This is a genomic window from Dactylosporangium aurantiacum (genome assembly GCF_000716715.1).
In the GTDB taxonomy this organism is placed as follows: Bacteria; Actinomycetota; Actinomycetes; order Mycobacteriales; family Micromonosporaceae; genus Dactylosporangium; species Dactylosporangium aurantiacum.
Genome location: NZ_JNYJ01000024.1, coordinates 49,972 through 63,334 on the forward strand (window position 1 = coordinate 49,972; position 13,363 = coordinate 63,334).

12 protein-coding genes are annotated in these 13,363 nt (G+C 74.5%); 6 read left to right on the forward strand and 6 right to left on the reverse strand.

Going from position 1 to position 13,363, the window contains the following annotated elements:
- Nucleotides 1-669 (reverse strand): response regulator, encoded by a 669-nt coding sequence (locus tag OP18_RS26245; protein ID WP_033361710.1) that lies wholly within the window; start codon nucleotides 667-669, stop codon nucleotides 1-3.
- The gene (locus tag OP18_RS53045; RefSeq protein ID WP_156089793.1) at nucleotides 662-1,837 is read right to left on the reverse strand and encodes a sensor histidine kinase; all 1,176 of its coding nucleotides are present in this window, start codon (nucleotides 1,835-1,837) and stop codon (nucleotides 662-664) included. The genes OP18_RS26245 and OP18_RS53045 overlap by 8 nt, the downstream gene beginning before the upstream one ends.
- Nucleotides 1,838-2,043: 206 nt before the next feature.
- Here OP18_RS53045 and OP18_RS26255 point away from each other — a divergent pair, with 206 nt between their 5' ends.
- Together OP18_RS26255 and OP18_RS26260 are read left to right on the forward strand one after the other, a co-directional pair.
- Nucleotides 2,044-3,282 (forward strand): glycosyltransferase, encoded by a 1,239-nt coding sequence (locus tag OP18_RS26255; protein ID WP_033361711.1) that lies wholly within the window; start codon nucleotides 2,044-2,046, stop codon nucleotides 3,280-3,282.
- A gap of 38 nt (nucleotides 3,283-3,320) precedes the next feature.
- The gene (locus tag OP18_RS26260; protein WP_156089794.1) at nucleotides 3,321-3,872 is read left to right on the forward strand and encodes a hypothetical protein; all 552 of its coding nucleotides are present in this window, start codon (nucleotides 3,321-3,323) and stop codon (nucleotides 3,870-3,872) included.
- 50 nt (nucleotides 3,873-3,922) lie between these two features.
- On the opposite strand, the gene OP18_RS26265 is transcribed toward OP18_RS26260, so the two are convergent.
- Nucleotides 3,923-4,312 carry an ATP-binding protein gene (locus OP18_RS26265; protein WP_033361712.1) on the reverse strand — a complete coding sequence of 130 codons (390 nt, stop codon included), beginning with the start codon at nucleotides 4,310-4,312 and terminating at the stop codon, nucleotides 3,923-3,925.
- Between the two features lie 306 nt (nucleotides 4,313-4,618).
- Nucleotides 4,619-5,347, reverse strand: coding sequence for a lysozyme (locus OP18_RS26270; RefSeq protein ID WP_033361713.1), 729 nt, complete (start codon nucleotides 5,345-5,347; stop codon nucleotides 4,619-4,621).
- Between the two features lie 225 nt (nucleotides 5,348-5,572).
- Here OP18_RS26270 and OP18_RS26275 point away from each other — a divergent pair, with 225 nt between their 5' ends.
- The 4 genes from OP18_RS26275 (at nucleotide 5,573) to OP18_RS26290 (ending at nucleotide 10,069) form a co-directional block, all read left to right on the forward strand.
- Entirely contained in the window at nucleotides 5,573-6,208 is a 636-nt protein-coding gene (locus OP18_RS26275) for a peptidoglycan recognition protein family protein (protein ID WP_033361714.1), read from the forward strand.
- A gap of 80 nt (nucleotides 6,209-6,288) precedes the next feature.
- Entirely contained in the window at nucleotides 6,289-6,873 is a 585-nt protein-coding gene (locus OP18_RS26280; RefSeq protein ID WP_033361715.1) for a PadR family transcriptional regulator, read from the forward strand.
- Complete coding sequence (locus OP18_RS26285; RefSeq protein ID WP_033361716.1) at nucleotides 6,870-7,595, forward strand: ABC transporter ATP-binding protein; 726 nt, start codon at nucleotides 6,870-6,872, stop codon at nucleotides 7,593-7,595. The genes OP18_RS26280 and OP18_RS26285 overlap by 4 nt, the downstream gene beginning before the upstream one ends.
- Nucleotides 7,592-10,069: an FtsX-like permease family protein gene (locus OP18_RS26290; protein WP_063745592.1), complete on the forward strand. Its 2,478-nt coding sequence runs from the start codon at nucleotides 7,592-7,594 to the stop codon at nucleotides 10,067-10,069. The genes OP18_RS26285 and OP18_RS26290 overlap by 4 nt, the downstream gene beginning before the upstream one ends.
- On the opposite strand, the gene OP18_RS26295 is transcribed toward OP18_RS26290, so the two are convergent.
- Nucleotides 10,054-12,879 carry an AfsR/SARP family transcriptional regulator gene (locus OP18_RS26295; RefSeq protein WP_033361717.1) on the reverse strand — a complete coding sequence of 942 codons (2,826 nt, stop codon included), beginning with the start codon at nucleotides 12,877-12,879 and terminating at the stop codon, nucleotides 10,054-10,056. The genes OP18_RS26290 and OP18_RS26295 overlap by 16 nt on opposite strands.
- Before the next feature lie 199 nt (nucleotides 12,880-13,078).
- A complete protein-coding gene (locus tag OP18_RS57575; RefSeq protein WP_156089795.1) occupies nucleotides 13,079-13,273 on the reverse strand; it encodes a hypothetical protein in 195 nt (64 codons plus the stop codon).
- Nucleotides 13,274-13,363: the final 90 nt, after the last annotated feature.

Here is a 13,363-nt window from a genome sequence, read left to right on the forward strand (position 1 = left end):
TCAGCCGGACGGCCGGACGATGCCCTGCTCCCACGCCCAGGCCGCGATGCCGACCCGATTGTGCCGTCCGAGCTTGCCGCCGATGTTGGCGAGGTGGGTCTTGACCGTGCCCGGCGAGATGAACAGCTCGCCGGCGATCTCGGCGTTGGTCCGTCCCTGCGCCACGTGCCGCACGATCTCGATCTCCCGGCCGCTCAGGATGCCCGTTCCGGGGTGGGTGACCGGCCGTCGCGTCGCGCCGAGGCGGCTGAGCAGACGAACGGTCACCTGCGGGCTGACCAGCAGGTCCCCGTGCGCCGCCGCTCGGATGGCCTCCACGAGCAGGGTCGGCCCGGAGCGCTTCAACAGGAACCCGCAGGCGCCCAGCGCGAGGGCCTCGGCCACGTATTCGTCGTGGTCGAAGGTCGTCACCACGATGACCCGCACGTCCGCCGTCGCGGGGTCGCTGGTCAGCGCACGCGTCACCGCGAGCCCGTCGGCATGGGGCATGCGGATGTCCAACAGCGCGACGTCCGGTTTGAGGCGGCGGGTGGCCTCCAGCGCCGACCGTCCGTCGGCGGCTTCGGCCACGGTGACCATGTCGGGCTGGGCGTCGACGATCAGGCGGAAGGCGCCCCGGACGTCGCGCTGGTCGTCGGCCACGAGCACCCGAATCCGCCGGTCAGCCATGGCCGGTTCCCGGCCGCATCGGCAGTCGCGCCCGCAGGACCCATCGGCCGCCGCTGTCCGGACCGGCGGTGAGGTCTCCGCCGAGCGCCTGCACGCGCTGACGCATGGTGTGCAGTCCCGTCCCGCTGGAGGCGCGCCGGCGAGGTGACCCGGCGGCACCGGCGTCGTTGACGACCGTCACGACGAGCCGGTCGTCGTCGCGGACGTGGACGGTGACGGCGACCCGCGTGGCGGCGGGTGCGTGCCGGCGCACGTTGGTCAGTGCCTCGGCGACGATGCGGTGCGTCGCCGCCCGCACCTGCCAGGACGTCGCCGCGGGGTCGGCGGCGCGCGCGTCCTGAGCGAAGTCGACCCGGCAGGTGCCGCGTTCGGTGCTGAACCCTTCGACGAGGTCGGGCAGGTCACCCGGGTCGGGATGCGCACGTGTCGCCGCCGCGGGTTCGGCGTCGGCGAGCACGGCGACCATCTCGTCCATCGCTGACAGCGCCTGCAGACCCACCGTCTCGATGCGCGCCAGCGTCCCGGCGAGACGGGCGGGATCGTCGCCGAAGGCGTACCGCGCGGCCTGGGCCTGCGCCACGATGGCGGTGACGTCATGGGCGATGTAGTCATGCAGGTCGTGGGCGATCTCCAGCCGCTGCGCCCGCCGGGCGGAGCGCACCGACCGGTCCAGCCGGGCCTGCGCGAGCCGCGGATAACCGCCGACGACGATCGCCAACGTTGCCGGCACAGCCATCGACGCACTGCCGCCGACGACGGCCAGCGGCTCGTACGACGGCAGGTACCGCAGGATCCAGGTGATGACGGCCGTCGCCGTCGCACCGCCCACCAGCAGCGTCGTCCGCCACGACGTCCAGCGCACGACCAGCGCCAGCAGGGTCAGCAGACCACCGACCTCCATGAATGCGATCAGCCCGCCGTCGCCGTCGTGCTCCCGGCCGGTGGTGAGGAGGTGCGCGGTCCCGGTCAGGGACGCCGCCGCCGTCACCGCCGCCGCCCACGCGACCCACGCCTTGGCGCGGGGCCAGCTCACGGCCGCCGCCAGCACCAGCCCACCGGCCAGCGCGGCCGGCACCGCGCTGTGCGGGTCGGTCCGCGCGGCGAGCAGGGCACCACCGGCCGCCCCGGCCGCGGCGAGGAAGGCTCCGGTGAGATCCCGTGGGTGCACGACACCGACGGTAGGCACCGGCTCGGCGCCGTGGACAACGCTTATCAGCCTGCGCTCAGCGCGGGGCGGCGCGGCGGTCCGGTGCCGGCCGGGGGTCAGGATCTGCCGTTCGGCAGATGGCACCACCGGCGCGGGAGCCGGCATGGTCGACACGACAGGCCAGTGACGAACGCGCCCCTACGTGGGCGGTGCAAGGGGAGGAACCCATGCGTGTCTGCATCGCAGCCATCGGATCGACCGGGGACGTGCTGCCGTACCTCGGGCTCGGCCAGCAGCTCACGGCACAGGGCTTCGAGGTCACGATCGCCACCCACAAGTCGTTCGAGCCGTTCGTCGCCGGCGCGGGGCTCGGCTACGCGTTCGTACCGATGGAGCCCCGCGACTCCGTGTCCGACGAGCTCGGCGAACGGCTGCGGCACGGTGTCCGCAGCGCGGCGAAGGCCATCGAGCAGCTGTACGCCCCGTGGGTCTGGGACATCGCGCAGGCGGTCGACGCCGCGTGCGCCGGGACGGACCACCTGCTGCTGTCGGCGATGGCGTGGACGGGTGTGCACAGTGCCGACGGCCGCGGCGTGCCCAGCTGGGGACTGCACCTGCAGCCCTTGGAACCGACGGGCGCGTTCGCCCCGGCGGCGATGGGCGCCCGCTCTTTCGGCCCGGCTGTGAACCGGGCGCTGGGCCGCCGGGTACAGGCGTTGATGGTGCGGCCGCACATGGCGGTGGTCAACGCCCTGCGGCAGCGGCACGGCCTGCCCGCCGTCTCCGCCCGGGACCACCTGCGCATGCTGCGCGACCGGCGGTGGCCGGTGCTGCACGGTTTCAGTCCCTCCGTCGTGCCCCGTCCCGCCGACTGGCGCCCGGGTCTGGACGTCGTCGGCTACTGGTGGCCCCCGGCACCGTCGGACTGGACGCCCGACCCCGACCTGGTCGACTTCCTCGGCTGCGGCCCGGCGCCGATCTACGTCGGCTTCGGCAGCACCCTGCCCGCCCCGGCAGCCGAACTCCAGGCGATGCTGCGGCGGATCTCCAGGGCCCTGCGCATCCGCATGGTGGTGCACTCGGGCTGGCTCGACCTTCGGGTCGACGACGACACGATCCACACCGTCGGTCACGTCCCGCATTCGTGGCTGCTGCCGCGCGTCCGCGCGGCCGTCCATCACTGCGGCGCCGGCACCAGCGCCGCCACCCTGCGCGCGGGCATCCCGTCCGTGCCGGTCCCCACGACACTGGACCAGCCTTTCTGGGCGGACCGGCTGCGCCGCCTGGGCGTGGCGACCGAGCCGATCCACTCGGCCCGGCTCACCGAGGCCCGGCTGACCGCCGAGGTTCGCGAAGCGATCGAGAACCCGCTGCTGAGCAGGCGCGCGGCCGAGGCCCGCGAGCGGCTCGTGCGCGACAACGGCGCCGTCGCCGTCGCCGATGCCCTGTCCAGGCGGGGCCGATGAGCCGGCCGCCGGCCCACCGGACCGAAGGAGGCCGACCGGTGCGCGCTGCCGTGGGCACCCGGACCGACGTGACCACCCTTCCCGCCCATTGGGCCGTCCGCCTCGCCGCATATGCCACGCCCGTCTGCGTCCTGCCGTCGGCCCTCTGGCGGCTGAACGCCGTCCTGTACGGCAACCAGGCCTGCTTCCGCGGCGGCAGCTGGGAGAAGGCGTACGTCGTGTCGCTGTCCGTCGTGTCCGTCACGGCCGCCTGCCTGACCGTCGGGCTGGTCAGCCGCTGGGGTGAGGTCGTGCCGCGCCGGCTGCCGCTCATCGGCGGGCGGCCCGTCGCCGTGACGGCCGCGACCGCGGTCGCGGGGGCCGGAGCCGCGCTGATCTTCGCCGTCTACACGTACGCCGTCCTCAACCCCGTGTTCGAGTGGCGGCGGCCACCGCCGTACGACCCGGCCTGTCCCCCACCGGACCAGACCGACGGCGCCGGGCTCGCCTATGCCGCCTACGCTCCCCTGCTGTTGTGGGGGCCGCTGCTGCTCACCGTCACCATCGCCTACTACCGGCGGCGCACCCGGGCGGCCGCGACGGATCGCTGAGGGTAGCGACGCGTCCGCCCCGCCGGCGCTCGTGGTGGCCGGCTGCGTCGTCAGGCCGCCGGGTGCGGCTGGAGCAGGACCCAGACCCGTTTGCCGCCCTGGTGGTTCTCCACGCCCCACCGCTGCGACAGGGCCTCGATGATGGCCAGGCCGCGGCCGCTGTCGCCGTCCGGGTCGTCGCGGCGGCGCGGCACGACCGCGGAACCGTCGGCGGCGCAGATGGTGACCTGCGCCTCGTGCGCGCGCAGCTCCAGCGCCAGGCACCCACCGCCGTGCCGGACCGCGTTGGCGACCAGCTCACTGACGACCAGGATCGCGGCGTTCAGCCAGTCCTGATCGGAGAAGCCCCATGCGAACAGCGTCGTCTGCAGGGAACGGCGGGCGACCGCCGGTGCGGTCTCGTTCAACGGCAGGTCGACGTGGGCGGTCAGCTCGCTCATCGCCGGGTCCTGTCTGTCGAGGTGCTGCCCTGGTGAGGACACCGGCCAGCGACCCCGCGCCACGGCCGGCGGCGGGGTCAGCGGCAACGGTTCCGGATCACGGCCGTTGCCCCGACCACGCTACTCCCGCCTGATCCGGTACGTGCTGGATGATCATGACCAATTCCAGTCGCCCGACCGAAAGACCCGAACATTCTGCCCGACCGGGCGACAGCGGGGGTGCCATGTTCCACCACGAGCCGGCGGGCCGGGCGGTGAGACGGGCATCGCCCCGGGAGCGGGTCCCGGGGCGATGCGCGTGCGGGCTCAGCAGGGGCCGTTGCAGGCCAGGACCTTCAGCCGGTCCAGGGCGCCGTTCCACTGGTTGGAGTCGCCGGCGAAGGGGCCGGTGCTGGAGTACTGCCAGAACGACCAGGTGGGGGCGCCGGCCGGGAGGGTGCCCGGGGAGCTGCTGTAGCGGGCGAGCCACAGCGGCGAGTTGGCCCAGAAGCCGCTGTAGTTGCCGGTGCAGGTGACCCACCAGTCGGTGGTGGTGTAGATGGTCGCCCAGCGGCCGGTGCGGGCGTAGTACTGGTTCAGGAAGGCCCGGATCCAGCTGACCATGCCCGACTGGGACAGCCCGTAGCAGGTGGCGCCGTAGGGGTTGTACTCGATGTCCAGGGCGCCGGGCAGGGTCTTGCCGTCCCTGGACCAGCCGCCGCCGTGCGCGACGAAGTAGTCGGCCTGGGCCGCGCCGCCGCCGCCGTTCGGGATCGCGAAGTGGTAGGCGCCGCGGATCATGCCGATGTTGTACGAGCCGTTGTACTGCTGGGCGAAGTAGGGGTTGGTGTAGTACGTGCCCTCGGTGGCCTTGATGTAGGCGAACCGGGAGCCGGCGCTCCACTGCGCCGACCAGTTCACGTTGCCCTGGTGGCCTGAGACGTCCTGGCCGTAGGTCACGGTGGCCGCCGAGGCCGGGCTGCCGGTCAGGGCGGTGGTGAGCAGGGCGGCCGCGAGGGACAGGACTGCCAGTGCGCCGAGCCGTCGTTTGGACACGGTGCGCCTCCTTCGGGGGGTGTGCTCCGGGGTTGGCAGATAGCTTCGCCGATTAGCTCACGACCGTCGGAAACTTTCAATAGGTGAGCGTCGAACTCCGCCGAGAATTTACAGTGGCTTCGATCGATGGACACAAGGCCGTGACCAGGTGTAGCGTGCCCCGCTGCAAGAAGTTTACAAACTTCTATGCGGACCGAAAGTTGGCACCGACAGCCGGAGGCACTCATGGTCACTCGTCGCGGCGTCCTGCGTGGCGCCGTCCTGCTCGGCGGCGCCGCGCCGCTGCTCGCCACCGCCGACCCGGCCGCCGCCGCGGTCGAGCAGCCCTCGATCGCCAGCTGCGGCGCCTGGGGCGCCCGCCCGCCGGCGGGCGCGGTCACCGTCGACCAGCACCGGCCGAACAAGATCATCGTGCATCACACGGCGATGGCCAACTCGACGGACTACTCCCAGGCGCACGCCTTCCAGAACTCGCGGGACATCCAGGACCTGCACATGGACGGCAACGGCTGGCTCGACAGCGGCCAGCACTTCACCAACAGCCGCGGCGGCTGGCTCACCGAGGGCCGCCACGGCAGCCTGTACGCCCTGCTGCACGGCCAGACCATGGTGCAGGGCGCGCACTGCAAGGGCCAGAACGACCAGGCGATCGGCATCGAGAACGAGGGCACCTACCTGACCGTGCAGCCGCCGGCCGCGCTGTGGAACAGCCTGGTGGCGTTCTGCGCCTTCACCTGCCAGCAGTACGCGATCCCGGCCACCGAGATCTACGGCCACAAGGACTTCAACGTCACCGAATGCCCGGGGCTGCTGCACGACCGGCTCCCGGAGCTGCGGGCCGCCGTGGCCGCCGCCCTCTGACCCTGGCACCTCGCAGCGGGCCTCGACAGACGGAGTATACCGAGTATTATACCCGTCATGATATCGAGGAAGGTAGCGCCATGAGCATCCGGCACGCGTTGTTGGCCCTGCTCAGTGAGGGTCCGAAGTACGGGCTGCAGCTGCGCGAGGAGTTCGAGGCGCGCACCGGCGACGTGTGGCCGCTCAACGTCGGGCAGGTCTACACCACCCTGCAACGGCTGGAGCGCGACGGGCTCGTGCAGTCCGACGACGACGCCGAGCCCGGGCCGCAGCGGGGCTTCCGGATCACCGCCGAGGGCGCGCAGGAGCTGGACGGCTGGCTGCGCACCCCGCCCAACCTGGAGTCGCCGCCCCGCGACGAGCTGGTCATCAAGGTCCTCGTCGCGGTGCGGCTGCCCGGCGTCGACGTCCACGAGGTCATCCAGACGCACCGCCGCTACCTGGTGGAGCTGATGCAGCAGTGGACCCGGCTCAAGGAGGAGGAGGGCGACCTCGACCTCGGGCTCGCCCTGGTGGTCGACGCCGAGCTGTACCGGCTGGACTCCGTCGTGCAGTGGCTCGACACCGCCGACGGGCGGCTCAAGCGCGCCGCCCTCGAGCCTCCCCCGCCGGCGCCGTCGCCGGCCACACCCCAGATCCGCCGCCGGACGGGGGTGCGGCGATGAGCGCGGTCCTGGTCATGCACGAGGTGTCCAAGACGTACCTCGACGGCGCCGACGAGGTGCACGCCCTGCGTGACGTCGAGCTGACCGTCGAGCCCGGCAGGATGGTCGCGGTCATGGGCCCCAGCGGATCCGGCAAGAGCACCCTGCTCACCATCGCCGGCGCCCTCGAGTCACCGACCAGCGGCGAGGTGCACGTCGCCGGGCAGCCGCTCGCGACCCTGTCCCGCGACGAGCGCAGCCGGCTGCGGCGCCGCGCCATCGGGTACGTCTTCCAGGACTTCAACCTGCTGCCCGGCCTCACCGCCGCGGAGAACGTGGCGCTGCCGCTGGAACTGGACGGGACCGGCGCCGGCAAGGCCCGCGCCGCCGGCATGCGGGCACTGGAGGAGCTGGGCCTGGCCGACCGGGCCGCGCGCTTCCCCGACCAGCTGTCCGGCGGCGAGCGGCAACGCGTCGCCATCGCCCGCGCCGTCGTCGGCGACCGGCGGCTGCTGCTCGCCGACGAGCCCACCGGCGCCCTCGACTCGACCAACGGCGAGGCGGTGATGCGGATGCTGCTCGCCGCCTGCAAACGCGGGCTCGCCGCGGTCGTCGTCACCCACGACGCGCAGCTCGCCTCGTGGGCCGACCGGGTCGTGTTCATCCGCGACGGGCGCATCGTGGACCGCACCTCGCCCCGCCCCGGCCCGGAGTCCCTGCTCACCGGCGAGCCGGCCCGGTGAGCGTCGCAGTGCAGGACCGGCCGCTGGTCCTCGGCACCGGCCACGGCGGGCTGCCCGCCCGGCGGGCCGTGATCCGCTGGGCGTGGCGGCTGTTCCGCCGCGAGTGGCGGCAGCAGTCGCTGGTACTGACGCTGGTGCTGCTCGCCGTCGCGGCCACCACGGTCGGTCTCGGGTTCGCCGGCAACGCGATCGACCCGCAGGCCGCCACGTACGGCACCGCCAACCGCATCGCGACGCTGCGCAGCACCGGCGCGCAGGCCGACGCAGACGTCGCCGCGCTGCGGGCCGCCTTCGGCACCGCCGAGGTCATCGACCACCAGAGCATCCCGCTGCCCGGCTCGGCGAGCGGGATCGACCTGCGGGCGCAGGACCCGGCGGGTCCCTTCGGCTGGTCGACGCTGCGGCTGCGCACCGGCCGCTACCCGCAGGGCCCGGCCGAGGTCGCAGTCACCGAACAGGTCGCGGCGCTGTTCCGGCTGACCGTCGGCGGCACCTGGGAGCAGGGCGGCCGCCGCCGCACCGTGGTCGGCCTCGTCGAGAACCCGCTGAACCTGCGGGACCGCTTCGCGCTCGTCGCCCCCGGCCAGGCCACCCCCGCCGAACGCTCCACCGTGCTGCTGCGGGTCACCGACGCGCAGTTCCGCAGCGTGTCGCGGCCGGACGGGATGTCGACCACGGTCCGCAACGAGGAGCAGGACCCGGCCACCATCGGCGTGCTCGTGCTCGCCACGATCGGGCTGCTGTTCGTCGGCCTGCTCGCCGCGGCCGGGTTCACGGTCATGGCGCAGCGCCGGATGCGCTCGCTCGGCATGCTCGGCGCGATCGGCGCCAGCCACCGGCACGTCCGGCTCGTCGTCGTCGCCAACGGCGCCGTCATCGGCGTCACCGGGGCGCTCGCCGGCGCCGCCGCCGGGTTCGCCGCCTGGGCGGCGTTCGGCCCGCGGATGGAGCCGCTGCTCGCCCACCGCATCGACCGGTTCGACCTGCCGTGGCTGCCGCTGCTGGGCATGGTCCTGCTGGCGATCGTCACCGCGATCGGCGCCGCGTGGTGGCCGGCCCGCACCGCCGCCCGGATGCCGGTCGTCGCGGCCCTGTCCGCGCGGCCCGTGCCGCCGCGCCCCGCGCACCGCTTCGCGCTGCCGGGCGTGGTGCTGCTGGCCGCCGGGCTCGGCGCGATCGTCGCCTCCCGCGGCCACCGGGCGCCGTACATCGTCGGCGGGGTCCTCGGCATCGCCGCCGGGCTGCTGCTGCTCGCCCCGACGGGCATCGCCGCCGGCGGCCGGCTGGCCCGGTTCGCTCCCCTGGCGCCCCGGCTCGCGCTGCGCGACCTGGCCCGGTACCGGGCACGCTCCAGCGCGGCGCTCGCCGCGATCGTCCTCGCCGTCGGCATCGCCGCCGCCATCGCGCTCAGCGCCGCCGTCGCCGTCGCCAAGGCCGCCGCGCCGACCGGCGGCAACCTGCCCGCCGACCAGCTGATCGTCTGGGTCGGCCCGTCCGGCCTCGACGGGCCCGTACCGTCGCTGACCCCCGAACAGGAGACCGCCGCGCGGCAGCAGGTCGACGCGATCGCCGCCGCCCTGCACGGCACGTCGGTGCTGCCGCTGCACGCCGCGCTGGACCCGGACACCCCCACACCCGGCGGCGCCGAGGGCGGGCGGCCGGTGCAGCAGATGGGCCGGCCGACCATCGAGACCATCGACGGGCGCACGCGGCACCGGTACAGCAGCGACGACGCCGACCCGCTGTTCGTCGCGACGCCGGAGCTGCTGCGCCACTACGGGATCGACCCGGCCGGCATCGCCGCCGACACCGACCTGGTCAGCTGGCGGGCCGGCTACGACGGGTACGACATCTTCCCCAACCGCCGGTCCGGCTGGCGGCCCAAGGTGCAGCAGGCGGACCTGCCCACCTACACGTCACTGCCCGGCACCCTGATCACCGCCCACGCCATGGAGACGCTCAAGCTCACCGAGATCCCCGGCGGCTGGCTGATCCACGCCCCGGCCAGACTCACCCAGGAGCAGATCGACCGGGCGGAGCGGGCCGCCTCCGCGGCCGGCCTCAACGTCGAGGCCCGCCCCACCGGCGCCGACACGGCCCGGGTCGCCGCGTACGCGACCGGGACCGGCATCGCGCTCGCCCTCGGCGTGCTCGCGATGACCGTCGGGCTGATCCGCGGCGAGAGCGCCCGCGACCTGCGCACCCTGACCGCGACCGGGGCGCCGCGGCGCACCCGCCGGGCCCTCACCGCCGCGACCGCCGGCGCCCTGGCCCTGCTCGGCGCGGTCATCGGCACCGGCGGCGCGTACCTGGCCCTGCTCGCCTGGCACGTCCGCGCACCGCACTGGCTGGGCCACCCGCCGGCGGCGAGCCTGCTCGCCATCCTGGTCGGCCTGCCGGCGGTGGCGTACGCGGGCGGCTGGCTGCTGTCCGGGAAGGAGCCGCCGGTCGTGGCGCGTCAGGCGCTGGACTGACCGGGCGCCGGCGGGCGGCCCGCGGTGTCGAGGAGCTTGCCGGCGACGGTCGCCGCGTCGCGGGAGCGGTGTTGCGCCTCGTACAGCGCCAGCGCCGCCCGCCACGCGTCCGCGGCGTCGCCGGTGCGGCCCTGGGCCCGGTACACGTCGCCGAGGTGCGCCAGGGTGTCCGCCTCCTCGTAGGTGTCGCCCAGCTCGCGGCGCAGCCGCAGCGCGTCGGCGTAGTGCCCCGCCGCGTCGGCGAGCCGGCCGCTGTGGTGGGCGACGTAGCCGAGACTGTCGCTGGTGTACGCCTCGCCCTCGAGGAACCCGAGCTCCCGGCACAGGGTGAGGGCGCGCCGGCAGTACTCGGCGGCCTCCTCGTGGTTGCCGATGCGGGCGTGGTACCAGCCGACCGCGTTGAGCGCCTCGGCCTCCCGCGCGGGGTTGCCCAGGGCGGCGCGCAGGCGCAGGCTCCGCTGCGCGTGGGTGAGCGCCTGCCGGTGCTCGCCGGTGTGCTCCCAGGCGAGGGCGAGGTTCAGCTCGGTCTGCGCCTGGCCGCCCGGGTCGCCGGCCGCCTCGTAGCCGCGCATCGCCTGCCGCAGGTGGTGCAGCGCGCGGTCGTGCCGGCCGAGCGGGACGTACGCGCGGCCCAGCAGCCGGTGGTTGAGGGCGGCCGTCGCCGGGTCCCGCAGCGCGGCGGTGGCCGGGACCGTCGCCTCGAGCATGGCGGCGCGCTCGTGCAGCCGGCCGCGCCGCCAGTGGAAGGTGTCCAGGGCCCAGGCGAGCCACCACGCCTCGGCGTGGCGGCCGTGCTCGACGGCGTCGCGGTGCAGGGCGAGCAGGCACCGGTGCTCGGCCTCGAACCAGGCCATCGCCGCGGCCGCGTCCGCCACCGGGACGGCCGACACGGCCGGTGGCGGTGGCCCGGTCGTGATCGGGGTGCGCTGCGGTGACAGCAGCCGGTCGGCGGCGACGGCGGTGGCGGTGCACCACGCCGACAGCCGTTGCCGAGCCGCGTCGACGACGGCGGCCGGCTGCTCGTGCGCGCAGCGTTCGGCGGCGTACAGGCGCACCAGGTCGTGCATGCGGTACCGGCCCGGCGTGTGCTCCTGCAGCAGGTACGCGGCCACCAGCCGGCGCAGCGCGACCCGGGTCCGGGCGGCCGGCCAGCCGGTCAGCTCGGCCGCGGCGGGCAGGCCGACGTCGGGGCCGGGCGCGTCGCCGAGCAGCCCGAACAGCAGCGCCAGGTCGGGGTCGAGCGCCCGGTACGACGAGGAGAACACGGCCCGCAGGTTGGCGTTGAGGTCGTCGGTGTCCAGCGCGTCCAGCCGCGCCGAACGGTCGCCGAGCTCGTCGGCGAGCACCGCCAGCGGCAGGTCCGGCTGGACGCGTGCCCTGGCCGCCACGATGCTCGTGGCCAGCGGCAGCCCGGCGCAGTGCGTGACGAGCGCGCTGGCCGCCTCGGGCTCCCGGGCCGCCCGGCGCCCGCCGAGATGGTGCACGAGCAGCTCCAGCCCTTCGGTGCTGGGCAGCGCGTGCAGGGTGACCGGCTGCGCACCGAACGCCGTGACCAGCCCGGTCAGCTGCCGGCGGCCGGTGATCAGGACCATGCAGGAGGCGCTGCCGGGCAGCAGCGGCTCGACCTGGGCGGTGCTGTGCGCGTTGTCGAGCAGGATCAGCATGCGGCGGCCGGCGACGAGGCTGCGGTACAGCGCGGTGCGGCCGGGCAGGTCCGCCGGGATCTCGCCCGGGGCGACGCGCAGCGCCTCGAGGAACCCGTGCAGGGCGGCGGACGCCGGCACCGGCGCGCCGGCGGCGTCGAAGCCGCGCAGGTCGACGTAGAGCTGCCCGTCGGGGAAGCGGTCGAGGTTGCGGTGCGCCCAGTGCAGCGCGAGCCAGGTCTTGCCGATGCCGCCGGTGCCGCCGATCGCCGCGATGCCCATCGCCTCACCCGCCGCCCCGCCCGTCCCGGCGACCCGGTCGAGGTCGGCGAGCTCCCGGGCGCGGCCGATCAGGACCGCGGGCGGCGCCGGCAGCTGCCGGGCGGTCGCCACCGGCGGTGCCGGCGGTGCCGCCGGTGGACCCGTCGCGTGCAGGGCCGGGTCGGCGGCGATCATCCGCTCGTGCAGCTGCTGCAGCGCCGCGCCCGGGTCGGCGCCGAGCTCCTCCTTCAGCCTGCGCCGGGTCAGCCGGTACTGCGCGAGGGCGTCACCGGCGCGGCCACTGCGGAACAGCGCCAGCATGTACTGGCCGGCGGCGCGCTCGTCCAGCGGGTGCGCCTCGGCGCGGGTGAGCAGCTCGGCGAGCAGCTCACCGTGGTGCCCCAGGCGCAGCCGCACGTCGCAGCGGTCCAGCTTGGCGGCGAGCCGCTCCTGCGCGGCGGCGTGCCGCTGCAGGTTGAAGAACGGGGTGTCCAGGTCGGCGAACGCGTTGCCGCGCCACAGGTCGAGCGCCGCACCGAGCAGGTCCGCGGCCGCCTCGTCGTCGGACGTCGACCGGGCCCGAGCGCACAGGTCCCGGAACCGGTGCAGGTCCACCGCCGACCGGTCGACGGCGAGCTGGTAGCCGCCGGCGCGGCGGTGCAGCAGCGGCGCGCCGGACGGCGACGTCAGCACGCGGCGCAGCCGGGACAGGTAGCTGTACAGGGTCGGCTGGGCCCGCTGTGGGGGGCGCGTCCCCCACACCCGCTCGACGAGCTGGTCGGTGCGCACCACGTCGCCGGCGTCGACGAGCAGCGCCGCGAGCACGCCACGCTGCCGCGCGTGCCCCACGTCGATCGTCGTTGCTCCGGTGAACGCCTCGATGCTGCCGAGCAACCGGAACTCCAACGTCGGCCCGACCCTCCCCCGTGACGACAACCGCGCAATGAGGGACGCCGATGCCGAAATGCCCGCCGAACAGGCGGTTCAAGGTTTCCACAATGATTCTACAACGCCGGTGGGAAACCCTTGGCACAGCCGTTCGGGGGGAGGACGCCGCCGGCGTCCCGGCCACGGGGGACGGGACGCCGGAGCTGCTGACCGTGTGTCAGCAGGAGCCGCAGGAGTTGCAGAACCCGTTGCGGTACACGCCGTTGCAGTACTGCGACCAGCACATCTTCCAGTAGCTGCCGCACTGCTGGCAGTACTGGTACGTGACGCAGGCCGCCGCGGCCGCGGCCGCGGTGGTGCGCGGGACGAATGCCGACAGCATCCGGTCCGCCACACTTCCGATTCTGGTCATGAGACCTCCTGTTCGACGCGATTACCAGGACGCCACCGACAATTCCGCGTCGCACAACGTCGCCGGTCGATCTCAGACCATCTCGGACGG